Annotated in this window: 30 protein-coding genes and 1 riboswitch; of the genes, 19 read left to right on the top strand and 11 right to left on the bottom strand. The window is 77.9% G+C overall.

Annotation, left to right across the window (positions count from 1 at the left end; translation table 11 throughout):
• Window positions 1–5: 5 nt before the first annotated feature.
• Genes ACI8AA_RS11655 through ACI8AA_RS11640 form a run of 4 tightly spaced genes read right to left on the bottom strand, consistent with a single transcriptional unit; the run spans window position 6 to window position 2,125 of the window.
• The gene (locus tag ACI8AA_RS11655; RefSeq protein ID WP_457044573.1) at window positions 6–293 is read right to left on the bottom strand and encodes a hypothetical protein; all 288 of its coding nucleotides are present in this window, start codon (window positions 291–293) and stop codon (window positions 6–8) included.
• Between the two features lie 31 nt (window positions 294–324).
• Window positions 325–1,392 (bottom strand): AbrB family transcriptional regulator, encoded by a 1,068-nt coding sequence (locus ACI8AA_RS11650; protein ID WP_457044572.1) that lies wholly within the window; start codon window positions 1,390–1,392, stop codon window positions 325–327.
• On the bottom strand, window positions 1,389–1,682 hold the full coding sequence (locus tag ACI8AA_RS11645; RefSeq protein WP_457044571.1) for a transcriptional regulator: 294 nt from the start codon (window positions 1,680–1,682) through the stop codon (window positions 1,389–1,391). Before ACI8AA_RS11645 ends, ACI8AA_RS11650 begins: the two co-directional genes overlap by 4 nt.
• Window positions 1,679–2,125 carry a hypothetical protein gene (locus ACI8AA_RS11640; protein WP_457044570.1) on the bottom strand — a complete coding sequence of 149 codons (447 nt, stop codon included), beginning with the start codon at window positions 2,123–2,125 and terminating at the stop codon, window positions 1,679–1,681. The genes ACI8AA_RS11645 and ACI8AA_RS11640 overlap by 4 nt, the downstream gene beginning before the upstream one ends.
• A gap of 104 nt (window positions 2,126–2,229) precedes the next feature.
• Window positions 2,230–2,313: riboswitch (cobalamin riboswitch) on the top strand.
• Window positions 2,314–2,374: 61 nt separating this feature from the next.
• Between ACI8AA_RS11640 and ACI8AA_RS11635 the strand changes: the two genes are divergently transcribed.
• From ACI8AA_RS11635 to ACI8AA_RS11570, 14 genes are read left to right on the top strand one after another with little or no spacing between them, the layout of a single operon-like run.
• Window positions 2,375–4,369 carry a putative cobaltochelatase gene (locus ACI8AA_RS11635; RefSeq protein ID WP_457044569.1) on the top strand — a complete coding sequence of 665 codons (1,995 nt, stop codon included), beginning with the start codon at window positions 2,375–2,377 and terminating at the stop codon, window positions 4,367–4,369.
• 2 nt (window positions 4,370–4,371) lie between these two features.
• Window positions 4,372–4,986: a cob(I)yrinic acid a,c-diamide adenosyltransferase gene (gene cobO / locus ACI8AA_RS11630; RefSeq protein ID WP_457044568.1), complete on the top strand. Its 615-nt coding sequence runs from the start codon at window positions 4,372–4,374 to the stop codon at window positions 4,984–4,986.
• Window positions 4,987–5,032: 46 nt separating this feature from the next.
• The gene (locus tag ACI8AA_RS11625) at window positions 5,033–6,415 is read left to right on the top strand and encodes a cobyrinate a,c-diamide synthase (protein ID WP_457044567.1); all 1,383 of its coding nucleotides are present in this window, start codon (window positions 5,033–5,035) and stop codon (window positions 6,413–6,415) included.
• Window positions 6,402–7,088 (top strand): energy-coupling factor ABC transporter permease, encoded by a 687-nt coding sequence (locus ACI8AA_RS11620; protein ID WP_457044566.1) that lies wholly within the window; start codon window positions 6,402–6,404, stop codon window positions 7,086–7,088. The genes ACI8AA_RS11625 and ACI8AA_RS11620 overlap by 14 nt, the downstream gene beginning before the upstream one ends.
• Window positions 7,085–7,399, top strand: a complete 315-nt coding sequence (locus ACI8AA_RS11615) for an energy-coupling factor ABC transporter substrate-binding protein (RefSeq protein WP_456938091.1) — start codon at window positions 7,085–7,087, stop codon at window positions 7,397–7,399. The genes ACI8AA_RS11620 and ACI8AA_RS11615 overlap by 4 nt, the downstream gene beginning before the upstream one ends.
• A complete protein-coding gene (gene cbiQ, locus ACI8AA_RS11610; protein WP_457044565.1) occupies window positions 7,396–8,130 on the top strand; it encodes a cobalt ECF transporter T component CbiQ in 735 nt (244 codons plus the stop codon). Before ACI8AA_RS11615 ends, cbiQ begins: the two co-directional genes overlap by 4 nt.
• Entirely contained in the window at window positions 8,127–8,978 is an 852-nt protein-coding gene (locus tag ACI8AA_RS11605; protein ID WP_457044564.1) for an energy-coupling factor ABC transporter ATP-binding protein, read from the top strand. Before cbiQ ends, ACI8AA_RS11605 begins: the two co-directional genes overlap by 4 nt.
• Complete coding sequence (locus ACI8AA_RS11600; protein WP_457044563.1) at window positions 8,969–9,316, top strand: cobalamin biosynthesis protein; 348 nt, start codon at window positions 8,969–8,971, stop codon at window positions 9,314–9,316. Before ACI8AA_RS11605 ends, ACI8AA_RS11600 begins: the two co-directional genes overlap by 10 nt.
• Complete coding sequence (gene cobC / locus ACI8AA_RS11595) at window positions 9,313–10,431, top strand: Rv2231c family pyridoxal phosphate-dependent protein CobC (protein ID WP_457044562.1); 1,119 nt, start codon at window positions 9,313–9,315, stop codon at window positions 10,429–10,431. Before ACI8AA_RS11600 ends, cobC begins: the two co-directional genes overlap by 4 nt.
• Window positions 10,428–11,675 carry a uroporphyrinogen-III C-methyltransferase gene (cobA, locus tag ACI8AA_RS11590; protein ID WP_457044561.1) on the top strand — a complete coding sequence of 416 codons (1,248 nt, stop codon included), beginning with the start codon at window positions 10,428–10,430 and terminating at the stop codon, window positions 11,673–11,675. Before cobC ends, cobA begins: the two co-directional genes overlap by 4 nt.
• Before the next feature lie 3 nt (window positions 11,676–11,678).
• Entirely contained in the window at window positions 11,679–12,386 is a 708-nt protein-coding gene (locus ACI8AA_RS11585; RefSeq protein ID WP_457044560.1) for an SGNH/GDSL hydrolase family protein, read from the top strand.
• Between the two features lie 49 nt (window positions 12,387–12,435).
• Entirely contained in the window at window positions 12,436–13,365 is a 930-nt protein-coding gene (locus ACI8AA_RS11580; protein WP_457044559.1) for an ABC transporter ATP-binding protein, read from the top strand.
• Window positions 13,362–14,216 (top strand): ABC transporter permease, encoded by an 855-nt coding sequence (locus ACI8AA_RS11575; protein ID WP_457044558.1) that lies wholly within the window; start codon window positions 13,362–13,364, stop codon window positions 14,214–14,216. Before ACI8AA_RS11580 ends, ACI8AA_RS11575 begins: the two co-directional genes overlap by 4 nt.
• The gene (locus tag ACI8AA_RS11570; protein ID WP_457044557.1) at window positions 14,213–14,494 is read left to right on the top strand and encodes a helix-turn-helix transcriptional regulator; all 282 of its coding nucleotides are present in this window, start codon (window positions 14,213–14,215) and stop codon (window positions 14,492–14,494) included. Before ACI8AA_RS11575 ends, ACI8AA_RS11570 begins: the two co-directional genes overlap by 4 nt.
• Here the strand turns inward: ACI8AA_RS11570 and ACI8AA_RS11565 are convergent.
• The 4 genes from ACI8AA_RS11565 to soxR all read right to left on the bottom strand — a co-directional run bounded on the left by ACI8AA_RS11565 (window position 14,491) and on the right by soxR (window position 17,537).
• Complete coding sequence (locus tag ACI8AA_RS11565; RefSeq protein ID WP_457044556.1) at window positions 14,491–15,171, bottom strand: class F sortase; 681 nt, start codon at window positions 15,169–15,171, stop codon at window positions 14,491–14,493. The two genes, ACI8AA_RS11570 and ACI8AA_RS11565, sit on opposite strands and share 4 nt — an antisense overlap.
• Window positions 15,155–15,997: a hypothetical protein gene (locus ACI8AA_RS11560; RefSeq protein ID WP_457044555.1), complete on the bottom strand. Its 843-nt coding sequence runs from the start codon at window positions 15,995–15,997 to the stop codon at window positions 15,155–15,157. The genes ACI8AA_RS11565 and ACI8AA_RS11560 overlap by 17 nt, the downstream gene beginning before the upstream one ends.
• Window positions 15,998–16,138: 141 nt before the next feature.
• Window positions 16,139–16,990: a 4,5-DOPA-extradiol-dioxygenase gene (gene ygiD / locus ACI8AA_RS11555; protein ID WP_387987394.1), complete on the bottom strand. Its 852-nt coding sequence runs from the start codon at window positions 16,988–16,990 to the stop codon at window positions 16,139–16,141.
• A gap of 79 nt (window positions 16,991–17,069) precedes the next feature.
• Entirely contained in the window at window positions 17,070–17,537 is a 468-nt protein-coding gene (gene soxR, locus ACI8AA_RS11550; RefSeq protein WP_457044554.1) for a redox-sensitive transcriptional activator SoxR, read from the bottom strand.
• 46 nt (window positions 17,538–17,583) lie between these two features.
• On the opposite strand from soxR, the gene ACI8AA_RS11545 reads away from it, so the two are divergent.
• Together ACI8AA_RS11545 and ACI8AA_RS11540 are read left to right on the top strand one after the other, a co-directional pair.
• Entirely contained in the window at window positions 17,584–18,330 is a 747-nt protein-coding gene (locus tag ACI8AA_RS11545; protein WP_457044553.1) for an SDR family NAD(P)-dependent oxidoreductase, read from the top strand.
• The gene (locus ACI8AA_RS11540; protein WP_457044552.1) at window positions 18,327–19,352 is read left to right on the top strand and encodes an S-adenosylmethionine:tRNA ribosyltransferase-isomerase; all 1,026 of its coding nucleotides are present in this window, start codon (window positions 18,327–18,329) and stop codon (window positions 19,350–19,352) included. The genes ACI8AA_RS11545 and ACI8AA_RS11540 overlap by 4 nt, the downstream gene beginning before the upstream one ends.
• Here the strand turns inward: ACI8AA_RS11540 and ACI8AA_RS11535 are convergent.
• Both ACI8AA_RS11535 and ACI8AA_RS11530 read right to left on the bottom strand, forming a co-directional pair.
• Window positions 19,307–20,026 carry a response regulator transcription factor gene (locus tag ACI8AA_RS11535; protein ID WP_457044551.1) on the bottom strand — a complete coding sequence of 240 codons (720 nt, stop codon included), beginning with the start codon at window positions 20,024–20,026 and terminating at the stop codon, window positions 19,307–19,309. The two genes, ACI8AA_RS11540 and ACI8AA_RS11535, sit on opposite strands and share 46 nt — an antisense overlap.
• Window positions 20,023–21,240 (bottom strand): sensor histidine kinase, encoded by a 1,218-nt coding sequence (locus tag ACI8AA_RS11530; protein ID WP_457044550.1) that lies wholly within the window; start codon window positions 21,238–21,240, stop codon window positions 20,023–20,025. Before ACI8AA_RS11530 ends, ACI8AA_RS11535 begins: the two co-directional genes overlap by 4 nt.
• Before the next feature lie 288 nt (window positions 21,241–21,528).
• Between ACI8AA_RS11530 and ACI8AA_RS11525 the strand changes: the two genes are divergently transcribed.
• From ACI8AA_RS11525 to ACI8AA_RS11515, 3 genes are all read left to right on the top strand, one after another.
• A complete protein-coding gene (locus tag ACI8AA_RS11525) occupies window positions 21,529–22,020 on the top strand; it encodes a hypothetical protein (RefSeq protein ID WP_457044549.1) in 492 nt (163 codons plus the stop codon).
• Window positions 22,021–22,129: 109 nt separating this feature from the next.
• Entirely contained in the window at window positions 22,130–23,278 is a 1,149-nt protein-coding gene (gene hflX / locus ACI8AA_RS11520) for a GTPase HflX (RefSeq protein WP_457044548.1), read from the top strand.
• A gap of 110 nt (window positions 23,279–23,388) precedes the next feature.
• Complete coding sequence (locus ACI8AA_RS11515; protein WP_457044547.1) at window positions 23,389–24,738, top strand: esterase; 1,350 nt, start codon at window positions 23,389–23,391, stop codon at window positions 24,736–24,738.
• 84 nt (window positions 24,739–24,822) lie between these two features.
• Here ACI8AA_RS11515 and ACI8AA_RS11510 read toward each other — a convergent pair whose 3' ends face one another.
• On the bottom strand, window positions 24,823–25,530 hold the full coding sequence (locus ACI8AA_RS11510) for a (2Fe-2S)-binding protein (protein ID WP_457044546.1): 708 nt from the start codon (window positions 25,528–25,530) through the stop codon (window positions 24,823–24,825).

The raw sequence follows: 25,530 nt of genomic DNA, 5'->3' as shown, positions 1-25,530 counted from the left end.
GCGGGTCAGTCGCCGCGGCGCGGCCGGGGCTCGCGCTGCCGCAGGTGGTAGACGCCGGCCCGGCCGGGCAGCGACTGCAGGTCGTAGCGCGAGACGACCTTCGGCCCGCCGTGCAGGTGCACGTGCGTGACGGTGGGCAGCGGCGCGCCGTGCCGGGCGGCGCGGACCTCCACCCGCCCGTCGAGGGGGCCGCCCACGAACAGCAGGACGGCGTCCTGCTCGTCGGCGGTGGCGTCCACGATGGCAGTCTCCACGTCGGACAGCTCGGTCTCCTCCTCCGGCGCACGGCTCACCCGGTCGAGGGTAGGCGCGCGGCGCCACCGCTCAGGACGGCCGGCGGCGCAGCCGACGGGCGATGAGCGGCGCCGCGAGCAGCATCACGAACAGCCGCAGCACCTGGACGGCGAGCACGAAGGTCGCGTCCGCGCCGGTGCCGGTGGCCGTGGCGAGGACGGCGTAGAGGCCGCCGGGCGTCGTCGCGAGGTAGGCGTCGAGCTCGCTGACGCCGGTGGCCGCCGAGAGGACGACGCCCAGCCCGGCGCACGCGACGACGAGGCCGACGATCACCGCCAGCGCCGGCAGCAGCGCCCGGCCCACGGTGCGCAGGCTCGCGACGGTGAACCGCAGCCCCACCTGCAGCCCGATGAGCACGAACGCCGCCGCCTCGACCGGACCGGGCACGGTGGCGCCGCCGGAGAGCCCGCCGAGGTCGGCCGCGGCGGCCACCAGCAGCGGCCCGAGCAGTGCCGGCACCGGCAGGTGCACCAGCCGGGCCAGCACCGCGCCCACGACGCCGCAGGCGGCGGTGAACAGCAGCCCGGCGGGCCAGCCGGGCCCGGCCGCCACCGGGAGAGCGCCTCCGGCGCCGGGGTCCGCGCCGTACACCGTCGTCGCCACGACCGGCATCGCGACGACGATGAGCAATACGCGCAGGTACTGCAGGACGGCGACCATCCGGTCGTCGGCGCCGAGGTCGCGGGCCATCGCGGTGATGCCCGACGCGCCGCCGGCGATCATCGCGAACGCGCCGGTCACCGGGCTGATCCCCGGCTGGCGGCGCAGCAGCAGCCCTGCGCCGACGGTGAGCAGCAGCGTGGCGACGGTGACCAGGAGGACCGGCGCCCAGTCCTCGCCGATCGCGGCCAGGGTGTCGGGGTCGACCAGCGCGCCGATCGAGATGCCGACGACCGCCTGCGCCGCGGCCGCTGCGGGCCGCGGCACGTCGAGCGGCGCCCGCCCGGCCAGGCCGCGCACCAGGCCGGCGAGCAGCCCGCCGAACAGCGCGGCCGACGGGACGTCCACGAGGGCGAGCAGCCACCCGGCCGCGGCGGCGCCGGCGAGGACGAGGGCGGCGTCGGCGAGCCGGCGCGGGTCGGGGCGGCGTGCCCTCACAGACCGGCGATGCGGCGCAGCTCGGCCACGTGCGCGTCGAAGGCGCGGCGCCCGGTCCGGGTCAGCGACAGGCTGGTGCGCTGGCGGGACGCGACGGTCGCCTTGCTGACCTGCACGTACCCGGCCTCCTCCAGCTGCTTGACGTGCTTGGACAGCACCGAGTCGCTCACGCCGACCCGGTCGCGCACGGTCGCGAACTCCATCGTGTCGACGGCGGCCAGCAGCCCGCAGATCTGCAGCCGCGGCGGCGGGTGGATGACGGCGTCGAAGTGCGGCGCGACCGCGGTCACAGCCCGCTCCGCAGCCCGGCCACCCAGCGGCGGCCCCACACCCGGCTGAGCACGCCGGCCGCGACGCCGAGCACCGCGCCGGCCACCACCATCGCCCAGTGCCGGTCGTACCCCTCCGCCAGCACGAACGCCGGCACGAGGACGACCAGCACGACCGCCCCCCAGGCGGCCGCCACCCGCGGCGGGGTGTTCACCCAGACCCCGGTGATCCGCCGGTAGGCCGTCACCAGCGCGCCCAGGCCGGCGGCGAACAGGGCCAGCGCCGGGAAGGTCACCCACGGCGAGTCGAGGGCGTAGCTGGCGAGGAAGGCGAACAGCAGCAGGCCGAGCGCGACGTCGTACCACCACGGCTGCAGGACGCGGTCGGCCAGCGCCTCCCGGTCGGCCTGCAGCGCGGCGAGCTGCGCGGCGGCGGTGTCGCGGTCGATCGCGTCGTTTTCCATGCCGGAAAGCGTGGACCGTCTCTTTCCGATCCGTCAAGTTCCCGCCCGGCCTCCCGGTCCGCCGGATCGCGTGGTTCCATGACCGGGCCACAGCGACGGCAGTGGAGGAAGCCCGGTGCGACTCCGGCGCGGTCCCGCCACTGTGACCCGGAGGCCTCGACCGCGAGGTGCCGGGGAGTCAGGAACTCCCGCCGTCGCCTCCTGCCACCTCCGGGCGTGGACACCCGGGGAGAGGACCCGTGCACCCGCATGACGTATCCCTTCGGCGCCGTCGTCGGCATGGACGACATGCGGCTGGCCCTGCTGCTCAACGCCGTCTCCCCCGCCATCGGCGGCGTGCTCGTGCGCGGGGAGAAGGGCACGGCCAAGTCGACGACGGTGCGCGCGCTGGCCGCCGTCCTCCCGCCGGTCGCCGTCGTGCCCGGCTGCCGGTTCGCCTGCGCCCCCGCCGCCCCCGACCCGGCCTGTCCCGACGGGCCGCACGACACCGGCGGGCCCGCGCAGACCCGGCCCGCGCGGCTGGTGGAGCTGCCGGTGGGCGCGTCGGAGGACCGCGTCGTCGGGTCGCTGGACCTCGAGCGGGCGCTCACCGAGGGCGTGAAGGCCTTCGAGCCCGGCCTGCTCGCCGCCGCGCACCGGGGCGTGCTCTACGTCGACGAGGTCAACCTGCTGCACGACCACCTCGTCGACCTGCTCCTCGACGCCGCCGCGATGGGCACCGCCTACGTCGAGCGCGAGGGCGTCTCGGTGCGGCACGCGGCGCGCTTCCTGCTGGTCGGGACGATGAACCCCGAGGAGGGCGAGCTGCGCCCGCAGCTGCTCGACCGGTTCGGGCTCACCGTGGAGGTCGCCGCCCCGCGGGACCCGGCCGAGCGCGCCGAGGTGGTCCGCCGCCGGTTCGCCTACGACGCCGACCCCGCCGGGTTCGCCGCGGCGTGGGAGGCCGAGGAGGCGGAGCTGGCCGCCCGGATCGCCGGCGCCCGCGCCCGCCTGCCGCACGTCGTCCTCTCCGACGACGCGCTGCGCCAGGTCACCGCCGTGTGCGCCGCCTTCGACGTCGACGGGCTGCGCGCCGACCTGGTCACCGCGCGCACCGCGATCGCGCACGCCGCCTGGTCCGGCCGCGGCGCCGTCACCGAGGACGACGTCCGGGTCGCCGCCCGGCTGGCCCTCCCCCACCGCCGGCGCCGCAACCCCTTCGACGCGCCCGGCCTCGACGACGACACGCTCGAGCAGGCGCTCGAGGACAGCCGCCCCGACGACGGCCCGGACGAGGACCCGCCGCCTCCCCCGGACGGCCCCGGCGACGGCGGCGCTCCCCCACCTCCCCCCTCCGGCGCCGGCTCCGACGGCGGCGAGGACAGCCGTTCGCGCGCGGATGGCGAGAGCAGCGGCGGCGCGCCGGCCTCCGAGCGGGCCGCGGTCGCGCCGTCGGACCCGTTCCGCACCCGCCGGCTCGAGGTGCCCGGCGTCGGGGCGGGCGCGGCCGGGCGGCGGTCCAAGGCGCGCGCCGAGCGCGGGCGGGTCGTGGGCTCCACCCGCCCGTCCGGGCCGGTGACCCGGCTGCACCTGGTCGACACCGTGCTCGCCGCCGCGCCGCACCAGGTGGCCCGCGGGCGCACCGGCCCCGGCCTGCGCGTGCAGCGGGGCGACCTGCGCCAGGCCGCGCTCGAGGGCCGCGAGGGCAACCTCGTGCTGTTCGTCGTCGACGCCAGCGGCTCCATGGGCTCCCGGGCGCGGATGGGCGCGGTCAAGGGCGCGGTGCTGTCCCTGCTGCTCGACGCCTACCAGCGCCGCGACAAGGTCGGCCTGGTCACCTTCCGCGGCACCGACGCCGCCCTCGCGCTGCCGCCCACCTGGTCGGTCGAGGCCGCCGCGGCGCGGCTGCGCGAGCTGCCCACCGGCGGGCGCACGCCGCTGGCCGCGGGGCTGCTGCGCGCGGAGGAGACGCTGCGGGTGGAGCGGGTGCGCGACCCGCAGCGGCGCCCGCTGCTGGTCGTGGTCACCGACGGCCGGGCCACCGGCGCGCGCGGCTCGGACGCGCTGGGCGCCGCCCACACTGCCGCCCGGCGGCTGGGCGGGGCGGGCACGGCGGCGGTCGTCGTCGACTGCGAGTCCGGGCCGGTGCGCCTGGGCCTGGCCGGCGTCCTCGGCACCCACCTCGGGGCGCAGACCCTCCGGCTGGAGGAGCTCGCCGCCGACTCGCTCGCGGCCACCGTCCGCTCCGTGCGACAGGCGGCCTGACGATGCCGAAGGGGCAGGTCACCGTCGTACCGCAGGACGGCCTGACGACCCGGCAGCGCCGCAACCGGCCGCTGCTGGTCGTGCACACCGGCGAGATGAAGGGCAAGTCCACCGCCGCGTTCGGCATGGCGATGCGGGCGTGGAACCAGGGCTGGCCGGTCGCGGTCTACCAGTTCGTCAAGAGCGCGAAGTGGCGGGTCGGCGAGGAGAACGCGCTGACCGCGCTGGGCCGGCTGCACGAGCAGACCGGCGAGGGCGGGCCGGTGGCCTGGCACAAGATGGGCTCGGGCTGGAGCTGGTCGCGCCGGCAGGGCACCGAGGTCGACCACGCCGCCGACGCCGCCGAGGGCTGGGCGCAGATCAAGCGCGACCTGGCCGCCGAGGCGCACCGCTTCTACGTCCTCGACGAGTTCACCTACCCGATGAAGTGGGGCTGGGTGGACGTCGACGACGTCGTCGAGACCCTCACGGACCGGCCCGGCACCCAGCACGTGGTGATCACGGGGCGGGACGCGCCGCAGGCGCTGGTCGACGCCGCCGACCTCGTGGTCGAGATGACCAAGGTCAAGCACCCGATGGACGCCGGCCAGAAGGGCCAGCGGGGGATCGAGTGGTGAGGGGGGCAGAGATGGCCATTCCTGCCACGTCCGGGGGGACGGCGTGGTGAGCGTCCCGCGCGTGGTGGTCGCCGCCCCGAGCAGCAACGCGGGCAAGACGTCGATCGCCACCGGGCTGGTCGCCGCGCTGACCGCCCGCGGGCTGGCGGTCTCCCCGCACAAGGTCGGCCCCGACTACATCGACCCCGGCTACACCGGCCTCGCCGCCGGCCGCCCGGGCCGCAACCTGGACCCGGTGCTGCAGGGCGAGGAGCGGGTCGTCCCGCTGTTCCTGCACGGCGCGCGCGGGGCCGGCGTCGCCGTCGTCGAGGGCGTGATGGGCCTGTTCGACGGCGCCACCTCCCCCGACGTCGAGCCCGGCTTCGCCTCGACCGCCCACGTCGCGCGGCTGCTGCGGGCGCCGGTGGTGCTGGTCGTCGACGTGGGCGCGCAGGCGCAGAGCGTGGCCGCGCTGGTGCACGGCTTCGCCACCTTCGACCCGCGGGTGCGCCTGGGCGGCGTGGTGCTCAACCGCGTCGGCAGCGACCGGCACGAGACGATCCTGCGCGAGGCGCTGGACGCGGCCGGGGTGCCGGTGCTCGGCGCGGTCCGGCGGCTGGACGCCCTCGGCACGCCGTCGCGGCACCTGGGGCTGGTGCCTGCCGCCGAGCGCTCGGCCGAGGCGCTGGCCACCGTGCGCCGCCTCGGCGAGGTCGTCGGCACCGCGGTCGACCTCGACGCCGTCCTGCGGCTGGCCCGGTCCGCACCCGACCTCGACGGGACGCCGTGGGACCCGGCCGCCGAGGTCGCCGCGGTCGCCGGGCGGCCGCGGATCGCCGTCGCGGGCGGGCCGGCGTTCACCTTCGGCTACGCGGAGAACGCCGAGCTGCTCGCCGCGGCCGGCGCCGAGGTGGTGACCGTCGACCCGCTGCGCGACGAGGCGCTGCCCGCGGGGACCGCGGGGCTGGTCGTCGGCGGCGGGTTCCCCGAGGTCTACGCCGACCAGCTGTCGGCCAACACCCCGCTGCGGGACGCCATCGCGGCCCTCGCCGCCCGCGGTGGCCCGGTGGCCGCCGAGTGCGCCGGGCTGCTCTACCTCTCCCGCGAGCTCGACGGCGCGCCGATGTGCGGCGTCCTCGACGTCGCGACGGCGATGACGCCGCGGCTGACCCTCGGCTACCGCGCCGCGGTCGCCCTGTCCGACAGCGTGCTGGCGCCGGCCGGCACCCGGGTGCGCGGGCACGAGTTCCACCGCACCCACGCGCTGCCCGGCGCCGGCCCCACCCCGGCCTGGCGGTGGCCCGGGGGCGCGCCCGAGGGGTTCGTCGCCGGCTCGGTGCACGCCTCCTACCTGCACCTGCACTGGGCCGGCTCCCCGGCCCTGGCCGAACGGTTCGTGGCCGCCTGCGCGGCCGCCGTCCCGGAGGGGGCGCGCCATGCACATCGCTGAGGGGTTCCTGCCGGCGCCGCACGCGGTCGGCTGGACCGTCGCCGCCGCGCCGTTCGTCGTCCACGGCGCCCGGGCGGTGGTGACCGAGGTGCGCGAGCACCCGGAGTCCACGCTGCTGCTCGGCGCGGCCGGGGCGTTCACCTTCGTGCTCAGCGCGATCAAGCTGCCCTCGGTCACCGGCAGCTCGAGCCACCCGACCGGCACCGGCGCGGGGGCGGTGCTGTTCCGGCCGCCGGTGATGGCGCTGCTCGGCACGGTCGTGCTGCTGTTCCAGGCGCTGCTGCTGGCCCACGGCGGGCTCACCACGCTCGGCGCCAACGCGTTCTCCTTCGCCGTCGTCGGGCCGTGGGCCGGCTACGGCGCCTACCGGCTGGCGCGGGCACTGGGCGCCGGCCTGCTGCCCGGCGTCTTCGCCGCTCTCGCCCTGGCCGACCTCGCCACCTACGTCACGACGTCGCTGCAGCTCGCGCTGGCCTTCCCCGACGCCGACGGCGGCCTCCTCGCCGCGGCGGTCAAGTTCCTCGGCGTCTTCGCGGTCACCCAGGTGCCGCTGGCGGTCGGCGAGGGCCTGCTCGGCGTGCTGCTGTTCCGGGTGCTCACCGTCAACGCCCGGCCGGAGCTCGAGCGCCTCGGCCTGCTGCGCCCGGCGACCACTCCGGAGGGGGCCCGGTGACCCGCCGCCGCCTGGTCACCGCCCTGCTCGTGCTCGCGGTGGTGGCGCTGTTCGCCCTCCCGCTGGCCCTCGACGGCGGCGCCTCCGACTACGCCGGCAGCGACAGCCGGGCCACCGAGGTCATCGAGGAGTCCGGCTACACGCCGTGGTTCGAGTCGGTGTTCAGCCCGTCGTCGGCGGAGGTCGAGTCGGGGCTGTTCGCGCTGCAGGCCGCGCTCGGCGGCGGCGTGCTCGGCTACGTGCTCGGCCGGCTGCGCGGCCGGCGTCAGGCGCGGGAGCAGCAGGCCGCCCCGCCCCCCGAGGCGCCGTGACGGGCCTGGCGGTCGACGACGCCGCCTGGGCCAGCGCCTGGCGGACCCGCTCGCCGGTGGACAAGCTGCTGCTCACCGGCGGCCTGGTCGTCTGCGCGCTGGTGCTGCCGGTGTGGCCGGGCGGCGTGCTGGTCGCGGTCACCGCCGCCGTGCTCGCGCTGGGCCCGGCGCGGGTGCCGGCGCGCACCTTCGGCCGCGCGGTGCGCTGGCCGCTGGCCTTCGTCGCCGTCGGGGCACTGACCGCCGTCGTCTCCGTGGACGACGGCGGGCTCGGCTGGGCACCGGACGCCGCGGAGCGGGCCGGCGCGCTGGTCGGCCACTCGGTCGCCGGGGGCGCGGCGGTGCTGCTGCTGGCCACCACCACCCCGATGACCGACCTGCTGGCCGCGCTGCGCCGGCTGCGGGTCCCGGCGGCCGTCGTCGAGGTGGCCGGGGTGACCTACCGGCTGCTGTTCGTGCTGCTGGCGAGCCTGCGCACGATCCGCGAGGCGCAGACCGCCCGCATGGGGCACTCGACCTGGCGCCGCTCCTACCGCTCCTCGGGGGCGCTGGCGGCCGCGGTGCTCACCCGTTCCTTCGACCGCGCCCGCCGGCTGCAGGAGGGCCTGGCCGGCCGCGGGATGGAGACCGGGCTGCGGGTGCTGCCGGAGTACCGGCCCTCGTCGCCCGGCTTCCTGGCCGCCACCGCCGCGGGGCTCGCCGCGCTGGTCGCCGTGGGCGTCCTGGCATGAGCCACCGCACGCTGACCGCGGAGGGGCTGGTCGTCGGCTACGAACGCGGGCGCCGGGTGCTGGAGGGCGCCTCGCTCACCGTCCCGGCCGGGCGCCGGCTGGCGGTGCTCGGCGCCAACGGCTCGGGCAAGACGACGCTGCTGCGCTGCCTGTCCGGCGCGCTGCGCCCGGACGCCGGCGGGGTCGCCGTCGACGGCGCGCTGCTGCACCACACCCGCCGCGGCCTGCGCGCGCACCGGCAGGAGGTGCAGCTGGTCCTGCAGGACCCCGACGACCAGCTGTTCAGCGCCTCCGTGGCCCAGGACGTCTCCTTCGGCCCGCTCAACCTCGGCCTGCCCGAGGAGGAGGTGCGCACCCGGGTGGCCGAGGCGCTGGCGCTGCTCGCCGTCGACGGCCTGGCCGGGCGGCCCACCCACCAGCTGTCCTACGGCGAGCGCAAGCGCGTGGCGATCGCCGGCGCGGTCGCCATGCGCCCCTGCGTGCTGCTGCTCGACGAGCCCACCGCCGGCCTCGACCCCTCCGCCGTCGCCGAGGCGCTGGCCGCGCTGGACCGGCTGCAGGCGTCGGGCTCCACGGTCGTGATGAGCACGCACGACGTCGACCTGGCGCTGGCCTGGGCCGACGAGGTGGCCGTCGTCGTCGACCGGCGGGTGGTGCAGGGCCCGCCCGAGGAGCTCCTCGCCGACGACGACCTGCTCGCCCGCGCCCGCCTCGACCGGCCCTGGGCGCTCACCGTCGGCGCCCGGCTGCGCGAGCTCGGCCTGCTGCCCGGCGGGCCGCTCCCCCGTGACGCCGCCGCGCTGCTCGCCGCGCTCCCCGACCGGCCGGGCGTGACCCCGTGGAGGTGACCGTCGGCGTCGGCGCGGTCCCCGGGGTGAGCGCGCACGAGGTGCTCACCGCCGTCGACGCGGTGCTGCCGCCGGGGGCGCACGTGACCGGCCTGGCCACCCTCGACGTGCGCGCCGCCGAGCCCGGCCTGGTCGCCGCCGCGGCCGCCCGCGGCTGGCCGCTGGCCGGCCACCCCGCCGCGGCGCTGGCCGCGGTCGCCGTCCCCTCGCCGTCGGCGCGGGTGGCCGCCGCGGTGGGCACCGCGTCGGTGGCCGAGGCCGCGGCCCTGCTCGGCGGCGCCCGGCTGGTGGTGGGCAAGACCGTGCACGGGCGGGTGACCGTGGCGGTGGCCGCGTGAGCGGGCCCGACCTCGACCACCACGGCGACCTCGAGCTCGCCCCGGGACTGGTCGACCTCGCGGTCAACGTGCGCGCCGGCACCCCGCCGCCGTGGCTGCGGGCGGTGCTGCGGCGGGCCCTCGACGACGTCGCCGCCTACCCCGACGCCCGCCCGGCCCGCGCCGCGGTGGCCGCCGCGCACGGCCGCGACCCCGCCGAGGTGCTGCTCACCGCCGGCGCCGCCGAGGCGTTCGTGCTGCTGGCCCGGGCGGTCCGGCCGCGGCGGGCGGTGGTGGTGCACCCCTCGTTCACCGAGCCGGAGGCGGCGCTGCGCGCGGCCGGGCACCCGGTGGAGCGGCTGCTGCTCGAGCCGCCGTCCTACCGGCTGCGGGACGTGCCCGACGACGCCGACCTCGTGGTCCTGGGCAACCCGACCAACCCGACGTCGGTGCTGCACCCGGCCGCCGCCGTCGCCGCGCTGGCCCGCCCCGGCCGGGTGCTGCTGGTCGACGAGGCCTTCGCCGACACCGTGCCCGGCGAGCCCGGGTCGCTGGCCGGCCGCACCGACCTGCCCGGCCTGCTCGTCGTGCGCAGCCTGACCAAGACGTGGGGGCTGGCCGGACTGCGGGTCGGCTACGCGCTGGGCCCGGCCGACCTGGTCGCCGCGATGGCCGCCGCCCAGCCGCACTGGCCGCTGTCCACGCCCGCGCTGGCCGCGGCGGTCGCCTGCACCACGCCCGCCGCCCGCGCCGAGGCCGACGCGGCCGCCCGCGAGCTGGAGGCCCACCGCGCCGCGCTGCTGGCCGCGCTCCCGGCCGGCGTGACCGTCCTCGGCGAGCCGCGGTCGTCGTTCGTGCTGCTGCGGGTGCCCGGCGGCGGGCGGGTGCGCGCGGCGCTGCGGGAGCGCGGTTGGGCGGTGCGCCGCGGCGACAGCTTCCCCGGCCTGTCCCCCGACCACCTCCGCGTCGCCGTGCGCGACCCGGCGACCTCGCGTGCGTTCGCCGCCGACCTCGCTGCGATCCTTGGAGCCGAGACCCCCGACGCCGACGACGTCGTCGCGACCGGCCGCCGTCCCGGAGGAGCACCGCTGAGCACCCACCCGACCCCGTCCGCGGGCCGCGGACAGGTCCCGTGAACGCGACGCCCGTCGACCCCGGGTCCGGGGTCGTCTACCCCGTCGGCCTGCGCCTGCTCGACCGCCGCGTCGTCGTGGTCGGCGGCGGGCAGGTGGCGCACCGCCGGGTGGCCGGGCTGCTCGAGGCCCGCGCGCGGGTGACCGTCGTCAGCCCGGAGGTCACCCCGGCGCTGGAGGCGCTGGTCGCGCCCGGCTCGCTGACCTGGGTGCGCCGCGGCTGGCGGCCCGGCGACCTCGACGGCGCCTGGTACGCGGTGGCCGCCACCGACGACCCCGCCGTCAACGCCGCGGTCGCCGGGGAGGCCGAGCGGCTGCGGGTGTTCTGCGCCCGCGCCGACGACCGGTCGGCCTCCAGCGTGTGGACGCCGGCCGTCGGCCGGCAGGGCGACCTGGTGATCGGCGTGCACGGCGGCGGCGACCCGCAGCGGGCGGTCGGCGTGCGCGACGCCGTCGTCGCGGGGCTGGCCGACGGCAGCATCCGCGACCGCGCCGCCCGCGAGCCGGAGGGCGGACGGGCCGGCAGCGTGGTGCTCGTCGGCGGCGGGCCGGGCGACCCCGGGCTCATCACCGTGCGCGGGCAGCAGGCGGTCGCGCAGGCCGACGTCGTGCTGGCCGACCACCTGGCGCCGCAGTCGCTGCTGGCCTCGCTGCCCCCGGAGGTCGAGGTCATCGACGCCTCGAAGCTGCCCCGCGGCCGGTACATGGCGCAGGAGCAGATCAACGCGCTGCTGGTCGAGCACGCGCTGGCCGGGAAGCGGGTGGTGCGGCTCAAGGGCGGCGACCCGTTCGTCTTCGGCCGTGGCATGGAGGAGCTCGAGGCGTGCGTCGCCGCGGGCGTGCCGGTCGAGGTGGTGCCCGGCGTGACCAGCGCGACCGCGGTGCCCGCGCTGGCCGGCATCCCGGTCACCCACCGCGGGCTGACCCACGAGTTCGTCGTCGTCTCCGGGCACGTGCCGCCGGGGCACCCGCAGTCGCTGGTGGACTGGGCGGCGCTCGGGCGGCTGCGTGGCACGGTCGTCGTGCTCATGGGCGTGGACACCGCCGGGGCGATCGCCGCGGCGCTGGTCGAGCACGGCCGGGCGCCGGACACGCCGGTCGCCGTGGTCGCCGACGGGTCCACGGCCACCCAGCGTGCGGTCCGGACCACGCTGGCCGGGCTGGCGGGGACGCTGGCCGACGAGGGCATCCGCCCGCCGGCCGTGTGGGTCGTGGGGGAGGTCGTCGCCCTGGGGACGCGGCTGTAGCCCGTGCGCGCGCTCGCGGCCGCCCTGGCGCCGGTGCTGCTGGTGCAGGGCGCGGGCGTCCGCCGCCGCACGCCGGTGCTGCCGGAGGCGCCCGGGCCGCGCGCCGGCGTCGTCCCGGGCGACGGGCCGCCGCTGACCGTGGCGGTCGTCGGGGAGTCGCCGGCCGCGGGCGTCGGGGTCGCCACGCAGGAGGACGGGCTCGCCGCCCAGTTCGCCGCCGCGCTGGCCGGGCGCAGCGGCCGGGAGGTGCGCTGGCGGCTGTCGGCGCGCACCGGGACGACGGTCGCGCAGGCGCCCGGGCTGCTGGTCCCCGGGCTGGCCGGCCCGCCCGCCGACGTCGTCCTGGTCGCGTTCGGCGTCAACGACACGCTGCGGCTGCGCTCGCGGTCCGCCTGGCGCCGCGACGTGACCGCGCTGCTCCGCGCCCTGGCACCGCTCACCGCACCCGGCGGCGTCGTCGTGCTGGCCGGCCTGCCGGACCTGGGCCGCTTCCCCACCCTGCCGCAGCCGCTGCGCGGGGTCCTCGGCCGCCAGGCCCGGGCCCTCGACGCCGAACTGGGGCGCCTGGCCCGGCCGGGCATCCGGCACGCCCCCGCGCCGCCGCTGGACGGCCCCGGGCTGTTCGCCGAGGACGGCTTCCACCCGGGCGCGACGGCCTGCTCGACCTGGGCCGAGGCGCTGGCCACCACAGCACTTCCGCTGCGGATGTAGCAGACCTACTATCGCGGGACACCCCGGCTCCCCTCCCGCGGAGGCCCCCGTGCCCCTTCCCCCAGCGACCGATCCCGTCGTCGAGGTGCGCGGCCTGCGCATGGCCTACGGCCCGAACGAGGTGCTGACGAGGGTCGACCTCACCGTCTCCGCCGGCGAGGTGGTCTGCCTGCTCGGCCCCAACGGCGCCGGCAAGACGACGACGATCGAGATCCTGGAGGGCTTCCGGGTGCCCTCGGCCGGGGAGGTGCGCGTGCTGGGCGAGGACCCGGTCCGCGCCGGGGACGCCTGGCGGGCGCGGGTGGGCGTGGTCCTGCAGTCCTGGCGCGACCACGCCCGGTGGACGCCCCGCCGGCTGCTGACCCAGCTCGGCGGCTACTACACGCCGTACTCCACGCCCGAGCGCCCGCGCCCTTACGAGGTCGACTGGCTCCTGGACACCGTCGGGCTGACCGGGCACGCCGACCACAAGATCGTCGGCCTCTCCGGCGGCCAGCGGCGGCGGCTGGACGTGGCGGTGGGCATCATCGGCCGCCCCGAGCTGCTCTTCCTCGACGAGCCGACCGCCGGGTTCGACCCGCAGGCCCGCCGCGACTTCCACGACCTGGTGCACCGGCTGTCCGACCTCGAGGGCACCAGCATCCTGCTGACCACGCACGACCTCGCCGAGGCCGAGAAGCTGGCCGACCGCATCCTGATCCTGGCCGGCGGCCGGATCGTCGCCGACGGCAGCGCGGAGGAGCTGAGCCGGCAGGTCGCCGGCACCGCGGAGGTGCGCTGGGCGTGCGGCGCCGAGCGCTTCGTGCACCCCACCACCGACGTCGTCGCCTTCGTCCGCCGGCTCTTCGAGGAGCACGGCGACGACCTGACCGACCTCGAGGTCCGGCGGGCCAGCCTCGAGGACACCTACCTGGCCATGGTGCAGCGGTTCGAGTCCGGCGCCCGGACCGAGCCGGTGCTGGAGGAGGTCGCCCCGTGAACCCGACCCGGCACGCCGTCGCCCTCGGCCTGCGCCGCGGCTGGACGGAGTTCCTCAACAGCGTGCGCAGTCCGCAGGACCAGGGCTTCTACCTGTTCACCGCCGTCGGCACACTGCTGCTGCTGTGGTTCAACCGGGACAACGAGATCGGCGACAGCGGGATCTCCTACCCGACGTACGCGCTGCCGAGCATCCTCGGCGGGCTGCTCGCCTTCGGCGTCGTGATCGGCCCGGCCTTCGCCCTCGCCATGGAGCGCGAGGACGGCACCCTGCTGCGGCACAAGGCGCTGCCGCACGGCATGCAGGGCTACGTGACCGGGCAGCTCACCTACCACTCGCTGAGCCTGGCGCCCTCGCTGCTGACGATCCTCGTGCCGAGCCTGCTGCTCTTCGACGGGCTGATGCAGGGCGGGGTCGCCGGCTGGCTCACGGTGGCGTGGGTCCTCGTCCTCGGCCTGCTGGCGACGCTCCCGCTCGGGATGGTCCTCGGCTCGGTCGTGCCCAGCACGCAGAAGGTGGGCACCTGGGGCATGCTGCCCGTCCTCGTCCTCACCGCCATCTCGGGGATCTTCTTCCCGCTGCAGGCGCTGTGGGGCTGGGTGCAGGTGGTCGCCCAGGTCTTCCCCGTCTACTGGATCGGCCTCGGCCTCCGGTCGGCCTTCCTGCCCGAGGCCGCGGTGACCCTCGAGGTCGGCGACTCCTGGCGCACCGGGGCGACGGTGCTGGTGCTCGCCGCCTGGGCGGCGGCCGGGGCGCTGGTCACCCCGCGGGTGCTGCGCCGGATGGCCCGCCGGCAGTCCGGCTCGCAGGTCGAGGCCGCCCGCGAGGCCTCGCTGCAGTGGGTGCGGTGACCGCGGACCGGGGCCCGGACGCGGTCTACAACCGGATCGCCCTGCTGCGGGCCGAGCAGGGCGTGACCCGGCGCGAGCTGGCCGACGCCCTCGGCGTGCACTACCAGACGGTGGGCTACCTGGAGCGCGGCGAGTACAACCCCAGCCTGCACCTGGCGCTGCGTATCGCCGAGTTCTTCGGGCTCCCGGTCGAGGTCGTCTTCTCCACCCGGCCGTTCCCGCGGATCAGCGACGCCGCCCGCCCGGCCGAGGGCGGCCCCCACGCGGCGACCGGCTAGACGACCCGGGCGAAAACGACGGTGTTGTCCTCGCTGGCGCCGGCGGACTCGTCGAACTCCCCGCCGCAGGTGACCAGCGCGAGGTCGGCGCCGGCCGGGTGCCCGTTGAGCGTGTCCGCGAGCGCCGAGGTGGCCTTGTCCAGTCCGGTCACGGGCTCGCCGAGCACCTCCAGCCGCAGGTAGGCCCCGCCGGCGTCGACGAGCAGCACCTCGTCGCCCGGGGACAGCTCGGGCAGCCGGTCGAACACCGCGCCGCCCTCCGCGCCGGCGTGGCCGAGCAGGACGGCCATCCGCCCGGACCCGGGCGCGGGCCCGTCGGACCACCACGCCGTCGTCCGCATCGACTGCGGCACCCCGTAGCCGTCGACGGCCTCGCCGGTGAACGGGTTCTCGTACCGCACCGTCCCACGGGACTCGACCGCGGTGTCGACGCCGATCGCCGGGACGGCGATCCGCGCCGGCACGACCGGGCCCCCGGCCGGGGTGACGGCGGCCGGCAGGGCGGGCACCTCACCGGTCGCCGGCACCGCCACCAGCGAGGTGGCGGGGGGCGCCGCGGCGGCGTCGGCCGCCGGGCGCCCCGTCCACACGAACACGCCGGCCCCGGCGAGGACGACGACCAGGAAGACCAGCAGCGGCAGGCGCTGGCCCGACAGCTCCCTAGCGACCGACCGCACGGGACCGCGCCCGGGAGACGGCGGCACCGGCGCCGCCGGCGACCAGGAGGCCGCCCAGGGCGGCCAGCGGGACGACGGCGCCCGGACCGTCGGACTCCACGCCCTCGTCCCCGCCGGTCGGCGCGTAGCCCAGGTACTGCACGGGCTGCTCGGCCACGGGCGCGGCGACCGGCGCGGCGTGCGGCGCCCCGGGGGTGGGCTCCGGCGCCGGCGCGGGGGGCTCGGGCGCCTCCGGGAGGGCCGGCAGGCAGGCCTGGAACGCCGCGAGCAGGGCCTCGACGTCGGCCGCGACGTCCGCGGCGCCGCTCCCGAGCACGGCCGGGTCCAGCGCGGGCGGCTGCCCGGAGGCCAGGCCGGTCAGCGCTCCCTGCAGCCCGGCGGCCAGCTCCTGCACGGCCGCCGCGGGGTCCTGGGACAGCACGCCGTTCAGCAGGTCCTGCACGCCGTCGGCCACCCCCTGCACGCAGTGCTCCGGCACGCCGAGCGGGGTGAGCGCGGACTGCAGGCCCTGCACGAGCGCCTCCGGCAGCGGCGGGACCGGACCCTCCTCCGCGGGGGCCGGCCCGGCGGGCGCCTCCTGGCCGGCGCCCGGCAGCGGGAGCGCACCGGTGCCGGGCGGCGCCGGGGGCTCGGTGGCGTCCCCGCCCTGCCCGGTCACGGCCTGCTCGAGCGTCGTGACGACGTCCTCCAGCGGGTCGGTGGGGGCGTCGCCCGGAGCGGCGGCGGCCACCCCGGGCGTCGCGACCGCCGCGGCGACCAGGCCGGCGACGAGCAGCGCCCGGCGGCCACGGGGCCTGCGGGACGGGGAACGGCGAGCGGACGACAACGGGACCCCCCGGGGATGTCAGGACAGGAGCGGCGTCACTGTCCGGGGGGAACGACCGTGACATCGAACGGTGACGGACCCCTCCGTCGCGTCGGCTCGCCGTCACGCTCCGGAGTGAACCGGTCACCGCTCCGGCGGGGGTCAGATGTTGGCGCCGTCCGGCGGGGGCCCCTCGGGCAGCGGCGCCGCGAAGCCGCCGCCCTCGGCACCGGGCGCGGGCATGCCGACGGTGTAGGAGGTCATCGACAGCGACCCGTAGGCGTAGCCGTCGACCAGCACGTCCGCCGTCGTCCCGGTGGCCCCGGCCATGCCGGCGACGTACAGCAGCGGCAGGAAGTGGTCGGGCGTGGGGACGGCGAGGTCGAAGTCCCGGTGCCCGTCCAGGCGGCCCACCGCGCCCGGGTCGGTGAGCATGGCCTCGCGCGCGGCCTGGTCGAAGCGCTGCGCCCAGTCGAAGCCGGCGTCGGGCAGGGCGCGGCTGACCCCACCGAGGTTGTGCACCACGTTGCCGCTGCCGATCACCAGGACGCCGTCCTCGCGCAGCGGCGCCAGGGCCGCGCCCATCTGCAGGTGGTAGTCGGGGCCCTTGAGCGCGTTGATCGACAGCTGCACCACCGGGACGTCCGCGTCGGGGAAGGCGTGCACCAGCACCGACCAGGCGCCGTGGTCGATCCCCCAGCTGTCGAGGTCGGCGCCCACCCAGGTCGGGGACACGACGTCGGACACCTGCTCGTGCAGCTCGGGCAGCCCGGGGGCGTCGTAGGAGACGTCGAAGAGCCGGTCCGGGAAGCCGAAGAAGTCGTGGATGGTGCGCGGGCGCGGCATCGCCGTCACCGCGGTGGCGTGCACGTACCAGTGCGCGGAGACGACGAGGATCGCCCGCGGCCGGGGCACCGCGCGGCCGAAGGCCCGCCAGGCGTCGGTGTAGCGGTTGCGCTCCAGGGCGTTCATCGGGTTGCCGTGGCCGATGAAGGCGGCGGGCATGAGGGTCATGCGGCTGTCCTCCCCGGCGGCGTCCCGCGACGCGCTCCCGTCCGGATCATGCCCGCCCCCGGCGGGTGCCGCGAGGCGCTCAGCCCGGGCGGCCGGCCGGCGGCACCCGGCGCAGCAGCGGGGACAGCCGCCGGGCGCCGGGGCCCTCCGCCGCCGCGGCGTCGCCCGGGTTGGACAGCGCGCAGGACGTCAGCGACAGGCAGCCGCAGCCGATGCACGAGCTCAGCCCGTCGCGCAACTGCTCGAGCGCGGCGATCTGCGCGTCGAGCCGCTCCCGCCAGCCGCGGGACAGCCGCGCCCAGTCGCGCGCCGACGGCGTGCGCCCGTCGGGCAGCGTGGCCAGCGCCGCGCGGACCTCCGGCAGCGACAGCCCGACGTTCTGCGCCGCGCGGACGAACGCCAGCCGGCGCAGCACCGAGCGGGGGTAGCGCCGCGCGCCGCCGGGGGTGCGGCTCGCGGTGATGAGCCCCTCGGCCTCGTAGTGGCGCAGGGCCGACGGCGCGAGACCGGACCGGGCGGCCACCTCCCCGATCGCGAGCAGCTCCACGGCGCCCCCTTGACCTCAAGTCGACTTCAGGTCCCACGGTAGCCGCATGACACCCACCGCACTGGTCACCGGGGCCTCCCGCGGCCTCGGGCTCGCCCTCGCCACCGAGCTGTCCCGCCGCGGCTGGCGGCTCGTCGTCGACGCCCGGGACGCCGGCCGGCTGGCCGCCGCCGTCGCCGGGCTCCCCCGCCCCGACCTGGTCACAGCCGTGCCGGGCGACGTCGCCGACCCGGCCCACCGCACCGCGCTGGCCACCGCCGCCGGCGACCGCCTCGACCTGCTGGTCAACAACGCCTCCGCGCTCGGCCCCGTCCCGCTGCCGCGGCTGGCCGACCTCCCGCCGGCGGCGCTGGAGGACCTGCTGCGGACCAACGCCGTCGCGCCGGTCGCGCTGGTGCAGGCGGTGCTGCCCGCCCTGGAGCGCGCCCGCGGGACGGTCGTGTCGGTCAGCAGCGACGCCGCCGTCGAGGCCTACGCCGGCTGGGGCGGCTACGGGGCGGGCAAGGCCGCGCTCGACCTGCTCACCGCGGTGCTCGCCGTCGAGCACCCGGCGCTGCGCGTCGTCGCCGTCGACCCGGGCGACATGGCCACCGACATGCACGCCGCCGCGGACCCCGGCGCCGACCCGGCCGACCTCGCCGACCCCGCCGACGTCGCCCCGGCGCTGCTGACGCTGCTCGAGGGGGCCCTGCCCGGCCCGCGCGTGCGCCTGGCCTCCGCGCAGGGGTCCGCCGCGAGCTCGCGAGCGGTGGGGGGCGGGGAGGTCCTCCCGCTGACGGCGGTGGACCGGTGACCGCCGTCGCCGTGCCGATGGGGGCGGAGGCCGGCGAGCCGCCGGAGCGCCGCGGGCTCGCCCGGGACGGCGTGCGGCTGATGGCCGTCCGCCCGGGCAGCCTCACCCACGCCCGGTTCCGCGACCTGCCCGGCCTGCTCGAGCCCGGCGACCTGGTCGTGGTCAACACCTCGGCGACGCTGCCGGCCCGCCTGCCCGCCCGCCGCGCCGACGGCTCCCGCACGCCGGTGCACGTCTCGGCCACGCTCGACGACGGCACGTGGGTGGTCGAGGTGCGCCGACCCGCCGACGACGGCCCCGAGACCGGGCTCGAGCCCGGCGCCGCGCTCCTGCTGCCCGGCGGGGTCCGGCTGGTCCTGCGCGCCGGGTTCCCCGATCCCGCGCGCCCCGGCCGGCTGTGGCGGGCGGTCGCCGGGCCGGCCGTCGACGTCCCCGCTTACCTGGCCCGGCACGGCGAGCCGGTCCGCTACCGCCACCTGCGCGGGCCGGTGGCGCTCGACGACGTCCGGAACGTGTACGCCACCGAGCCGGGCAGCGCGGAGAACGCCAGCGCCGGCCGCCCGTTCACCGACCACCTGCTGGTCCGCCTGATGACCCGCGGCGTGCCGGTGGTGCCGCTGGTGCTGCACGCGGGCGTCTCCAGCCCCGAGCTGCACGAGCCGCCGGCGCCGGAGCGCTACCGCGTGCCCGAGGTCACCGCGCGTCTGGTCACCGCGACCCGGGCGGCCGGGCGGCGGGTGGTCGCCGTCGGCACCACCGTCACCCGGGCGCTGGAGACGGTCACCGGCGAGGACGGCGTCACCCGGCCCGGCGAGGGCTGGACCGACCTCGTGCTCGGCCCGGACCGGCCGGCCCGCGCGGTGACCGGGCTGGTCACCGGGCTGCACGCGCCCGAGGCCAGCCACCTGCTGCTGCTGGAGGCGGTGGCCGGCCGGGAGCTGGTCGCGCGCGCCTACGAGGCGGCCGCGGCCGGCGGCTACCTGTGGCACGAGTTCGGTGACTCCATGCTCTTCCTGCCCTGAGGGAGGCCACCTCCCGCGTGCCGGGTCGGGGGCCCGACGAGCCCGGCCTCGTGGGCGAGGACGACCAGCCGGATCCGGTCACGGGCACCGAGCTTCTCCAGCAGCCTCGCCACGTGGGTCTTGACCGTCGCCTCGCTGATCCCGAGCTCGACGGCGATCTCGGCGTTCGTGGCACCTCCGGCGACCACCCCGAGCACCTCGGCCTCCCGCCGGGTGAGCCGGTCCAGGAGCCGCCGGGCGGCCGGGGTGGCCGGTCCCCGCAGGTGGTGGTGCACCAGGCGGCGGGTGATCCCGGGGTCGAGGAGGACGTCCCCCTCCGCGACCGCACGGACCGCCGCGAGCAGGGACTGACGCGGCGTGTCCTTGAGCAGGTAGCCGCTCGCACCGGCCGCCAGCGCGTCGAGGACGTGCTCGTCGAGGTCGTAGGTGGTCAGCACGAGGACGCGGCAGCCCGGCACCGCGTCCTGGATCCGCCGGGTGGCCTGGATGCCGTCGAGCCGGGGCATCCGCACGTCCATCAGGACGACGTCCGGGACGAGCCGCCGGCACAGGGTGACCGCCTCGACGCCGTCGGAGGCGGTCCCGACGACGGCGACGTCGGGCTGGGCGCCGAGGATGAGGGCCAGCCCCTCGCGCACCAGCTCCTGGTCGTCAGCGATCAGGACGCGGATCACCCGGCACCACCCGCCTCACCGCGCAGGGGCAGCTCCGCCGCGACGGTGAACCCGCCCGTGGGGTCCGGCCCCGCGGAGAACACGCCCCCGACGGCCGCGACCCGCTCCCGCATCCCGCGCAGGCCGTGCCCACGGCCGCCGGAGCGGTGCCGCGCCGGTCCGGGACCGGGGTCGTTGTGCACCTGAACGGCGAGCCGGCCGTCGGCCACGACCAGCCGGACCTGCGTCGGAGGCCGGCCGGCGTGCCGCAGGACGTTGGTGAGCGCCTCCTGCACCACCCGGAGGGCGACGGCGCCGGTCGCCGGGTCCACCGTCCCCGGCTCGCCGCTCACCACGAGGGAGAGCGGCACGCCCGCCGCACGCACGGCGCCGACGACCGCCTCGATCTGCTCGACGACCGGCTCGACCTGCTCGACGACCGGCTCGGCCCGCTCGACGACCGGCCGCCGCGGTCCCCCGCCGCCCGGGCCAGCCGGTCCGCGCAGGGCCTCCAGCACCGCACGGACGTCCCGCATCGCCGAGCGGCCCGTGTCCTGGACGTGGGCGAGCGCCCGGTGGGCACGGTCCGGGTCGGACTCGAGCAGTTCGTCGGCGACGCCGGCCTGGACGAGCATGACGACCAGGTCGTGGGCGAGCACGTCGTGCACCTCGCGCGCGATGCGCACCCGGTGCTCCGCGGCGGCCGCGGCGGCTCGCGCCTCGGCCTCCGCCCGCGTCCGCTCGACGGCGCCGGCCTGCTGGCGCACCCACGCCCCGAGGGCGTAGATCCAGATCGGGTTGAGCGCCCACGCCCAGGACGAGGCCACGGTGGCGAGCGGGTCCCAGGCGAGCTGGAGCAGCACGGCGGCGGATCCGACGGGGATCCCGAGCAGGGCCCGGGGCTCGCGCCCGTGGCGGCCGCACGAGTAGACGCCGACGGCGATCACCGCCGCCTGGGCGGCCGACTGGGAGGCGCCGTCGAGGGCGGCCGGGAGCAGGAGCAGGCCGCAGGCGACGACCAGGACGAGGACCGGTGCCCGGCGGCGGGTCGCGAGCGTGAGCGCGGCGACGCCTCCGGCGGCCGCGTCCGCGACCGGGTGGCGGGAGGCCGACCCGAGGAGGGCCTCGGCGACGCACAGCCCGGCCAGCACCACGGCGGGGACCCACTCTCCGGGGGACGTCCCGGGCAGCCCCGTCCCCGCCGGCCGGCGGTCCAGCACCCGCTGCCGGGTCACGGGGGAACGGTAGCCGCCCGCGCTCCCCGGCTGATCCGTCCGCGGAGTGATGGGGATCGGCCGGGGGACGGAGGCGGACCCACCGCCCGTCCGATGTGCCGGCCCATCCCCACCGGGAGGCTCGGCCCGTCCGCCCACTCACCCGTGGAGGTCCCGATGACCACCCGTTCCCAGCTCTCGCGTCCTGGACCGGCGGCCTCCGACCGGACCGGTGCCGAGCGGTCCCGTCGCCCCGCGCGCCCTCACCGCGGACGCGTCGCACTCGTGGCCGGGTTCACCGCGGCCGGGATGGCGGTCCCCTCCGCCGCCTGGGCGGCGCCGCGGTCCACCGACTACGTCGTGACGATCCCCGTCCGGGAGACCCACGAGGCCACCGGCGCGGAGGGGGACACCGGGGTGTGCACACCGCAGGAGACCGCCGTCTACACCGGCACCCGGACGATCCGGCTCCGGTCGACGGTCGCCGGCCTGACCGACGCGCAGGTGATCGCCCTGACCGAGAGCGACGAGGTCGACCCCACCGTGCTGGACGCGCGTGCCGAGTCGCGAGGGACCCTGGTGGTCCACTCCGGCGCGCACACGTACACCACCCGGTACACCGACCGGTGGGCCGTGCGACCGCGCGACGGCGTCGTCACCACGACCAGCAGGTTCCTCGCCGTCGGCCGGTCCGAGCAGGGGACCCCGTTCACCATCTCGGCCACGGGACTGGTCGTCCAGGCCGGCGACCGGACCCTGGCCGACGAGGACCAGCTCTCCGTCCAGGGGTGCCTGCCCTGAGCGGCCACGCTCCCGGTGGCGACCGGGCGTCCCGGCGGGAACGCTGGACCGGCCGGGACGACCGGGCCAGGACGGCCCACCTCCCCGGCCGCACGCCGGGGAGGCCGGGATGCCAGGCACGTGGCTGCTCGGGGCGCAGCAGGAGGGGACGGCGGCCGGGGACGGCGCGGAGCCACCCCGGGCGGTGCTCCTGGGACTGCACGCCGACCACGAGGACGCGGTCGACCCGCTCGACGAGCTGGAGCGGCTCGCCGACACCGACGGCGTGGCCGTGGTCGGCCGGATGGTGCAACCGCGCCAGCACCCCGACCCGGCGACCTACCTCGGGTCGGGGAAGGTCACCGAGCTCGCCGACCTGGTCCGCGACCGCCGAGCCGGGCTGGTCATCGCCGACGGCGACCTGTCCCCGGCGCAGGTGCGCAACCTCGAGGACCGGGTCGGCGCGCGCGTGGTGGACCGGACTGCGCTGATCCTCGACGTCTTCGCCCAGCACGCGCGCAGCAGCGAGGGCCGCGCCCAGGTGGAACTCGCCCAGCTCGCCTACCAGCTCCCGCGACTGCGGGGGCAGGGGACGGAGCTCTCGCGGATCGGCGGCGGCCGGAGCGCCGGTGCTGCGGGGACCGGGGTGCGCGGCCCGGGCGAGCAGCGGCTGGAGTCCCAGCGGCGCCACCTGCGCCGGCGCATGACCCTGCTGCGGCGTCAGGTGGAGCAGACCGCCGCCCGGCGGCAGCGCACCCGCAGCCGCCGCCGCGACAACCGGGTGCCCTCGGTGGCGCTCACCGGCTACACCAACGCCGGGAAGTCCGCGCTGCTCAACCGGCTGACCGGGGCCGAGGTCCTCGTGCAGGACGCGCTGTTCGCCACGCTGGACCCGACCGTCCGCCGAACCGTCACCCCCGATGGCCGGCCCTACACGCTCACCGACACCGTCGGCTTCGTCCGCCACCTCCCCCACCAGCTGGTCGACGCCTTCCGCGCCACGCTCGAGGAGGTCGCCGAGGCCGACCTGGTGCTGCACGTCGTCGACGCCTCGGCGCCCGACGCCATGTGCCAGGTGACGGCGGTGCGCGGCGTCCTCTACGAGATCGGCGCGCGCGACCACCCGGAGCTGCTCGCGCTCAACAAGGCCGACGTCGCCCCGCCCGCGTGGATGGCGGCCCTGTGCACCGCGTACCCCGACGCGGTGCCGGTCTCGGCCCTGACCGGGGAGGGCGTCGACGACCTGCGCTCCGCGATCGCCCGCGCGCTGGAGCGCTGACCCGACGCGTCCGGACGCGACCCGGCGTGAGCTGGAGCACACCCCGTGTGAACCCGTGCAACAGGGGCGCCTACTGTTCCCGCACCGTCACCGATGCCGGGAGGCCCTCCGTGAGACGACCGCTCCGCCTGCTCCTGCTCCCCGTCGCCACGGCGCTGGCCGTGACCGCGACCGCCGCGCCCGCGGCGGCCGCACCCCCGCCGCGCTACCCCGTGCCCGCGCCGGTCGAGTACTTCGTCGACGAGGCGAAGCTGCCGTTCACCGCCCTGCCCGGGACCACGACGACCCGCGAGTGGGGCGTGCTGGACGACGGCGCCGGCTACCGCATCGAGGTCCCGGCGAACTGGAACGGCGACCTGGTCGTCTACGCGCACGGCTACCGCGGCACCGGCGCCGAGCTCACGGTCAGCAATCCCCCCGAGCGCGACTTCCTCGTCGGCCAGGGCTACGCCTGGGCGGCCTCCAGCTACAGCGAGAACGGCTACGACCCGGTGTCCGGCGTGAAGAGCACCCACCGCCTGGCGCAGTACTTCGACGCCACCTACGGCGCCCCCGAGCACCGGTACATCACCGGCGACTCGATGGGCGGGCACGTCATCGGCGTCACCATCGAGCAGTACCGCAACCAGTACGACGGCGCCCTGCCCCGCTGCGGCGTCATGGGCGACCGCCGGCTGTTCGACTTCTTCCTCGACTACAACCTGGCCGCCCAGTCGCTGGCGGACGTCCCGCAGGTGTTCCCCGCGCCCGCGGACTACGTGGCGACGGTGACGCCGACCCTGCGCACGGAGCTGGGCATCAGCGCGGCGCCCACCCCGTCCGCGCTGACCGAGGCGGGGCAGCAGCTCCGGGCGCTGACCGAGCTGCGCTCCGGGGGTGAGCGCCCGCTGGCCGAGGCCGGCTTCGCCTCCTTCGACGAGTTCCTGCTGACCGTCCACCCGCAGTACCCGGGCTACGGCGAGGAGCCGGCCCCCGAGTCGGTGCCCGGCAACGCCGATCGCGTCTACCAGCTCGACGCCGACCCGGCGCTGAGCGCGGCCGAGCGGGAGCTCAACGCGGAGGTCCTGCGCGTGCAGGCCTCGCCGGGCGGCAACGGGCTGTCGGGCGTCCCGACCATCAGCGGCACCTTCGACGTCCCGGTGCTCTCGCTGCACGGCCTGGGCGACCTGTTCGTGCCGTTCAGCATGGAGCAGCTGTACGCGCAGGACGCCGCCGCCCACGGCAACTCCGACCTGCTCGTGCAGCGCGCCATCCGCTCGGTCGGGCACTGCGACTTCACCGCCGCCGAGCGCAACCAGGCCTTCACCGACCTGGTGAACTGGGTGGAGAACGGCGTCCGCCCGGCCGGGGACGACGTCCTCGACCCCGCCGTCGTGGCCGACCGCGCCTACGGATGCCGGTTCACCAGCGGCCCGCACGCCGGTGACGCCGACTACGCGCGGGCCTGCGCCGCCGGCTGAGGCAGGTCCCCGACGGGGCGTCCGGACTCCGGTCCGGGCGCCCCGTCGCCGTCCCGGCCCGGGGGCTCACCACAGCCCGGCGGCTCACCACAGCCCGGCGGCGGCCTCCAGCAGCACCTGCCGGTCCGCCGGCGGCCGGCCGGGGCAGGCGCTGCACAGGGCCTCGCCGGGCAGCCGGTGGAGCAGGCAGCAGGAGGCGCGGCGGACGAACCGGACGCCGCCGACGTCGGTGTACCGGGGTGCGGGCATCGGGTCGCCGACGGCCGCGGCGAGGGGCGCGGCCAGCGCGGTGACCGTCTCCACCTCGCCGAGCGCCCGCCCGACGGCGAGCAGCCGGCCGGCCAGCGAGTCGGTGGCCACCGCCCACAGCGGCCGCTCGCGGACCCCGCCGGCCGCGGCCACCGCGGCGATCGCCGACCCCAGCGCCTCCCGCAGCTCCCCCGCCGGGTCCGGGCCCGCGGGCGCGCGCGAGACCGCGGCCAGCACCGTGCCGCCGGCGACCTCGTACAGGGTCGTGTCGGCCGGCCGCGCGGACAGCGGCCGGCCGGTGGCCAGCCCCGCGGCCACCGGCGTCAGCAGCACGGCCGACGCCGAGTACCACCACACCGTGGCCAGCACCCGCCGGTCGGTGCTGCGGTACCGGCGGCCCAGCGCGGCGACCCGCTCCGCCGTCCAGTCCGGATCGGCCAGCAGCGTGGCCGGGAACGGGCGCGCCGACGGCGGGGCGAGCAGGCCGAGGCCGGCGGCCCCGGGCACCCGGGCCGCCACGACCGCCTGCGGTCCGCCGTCCAC

The sequence above is a fragment of the Geodermatophilus sp. SYSU D01180 genome (assembly GCF_054050415.1).
The sequence above is the reverse complement of the archived record's forward strand: the minus strand, read 5'-3'. Positions and strand labels throughout refer to the sequence as shown.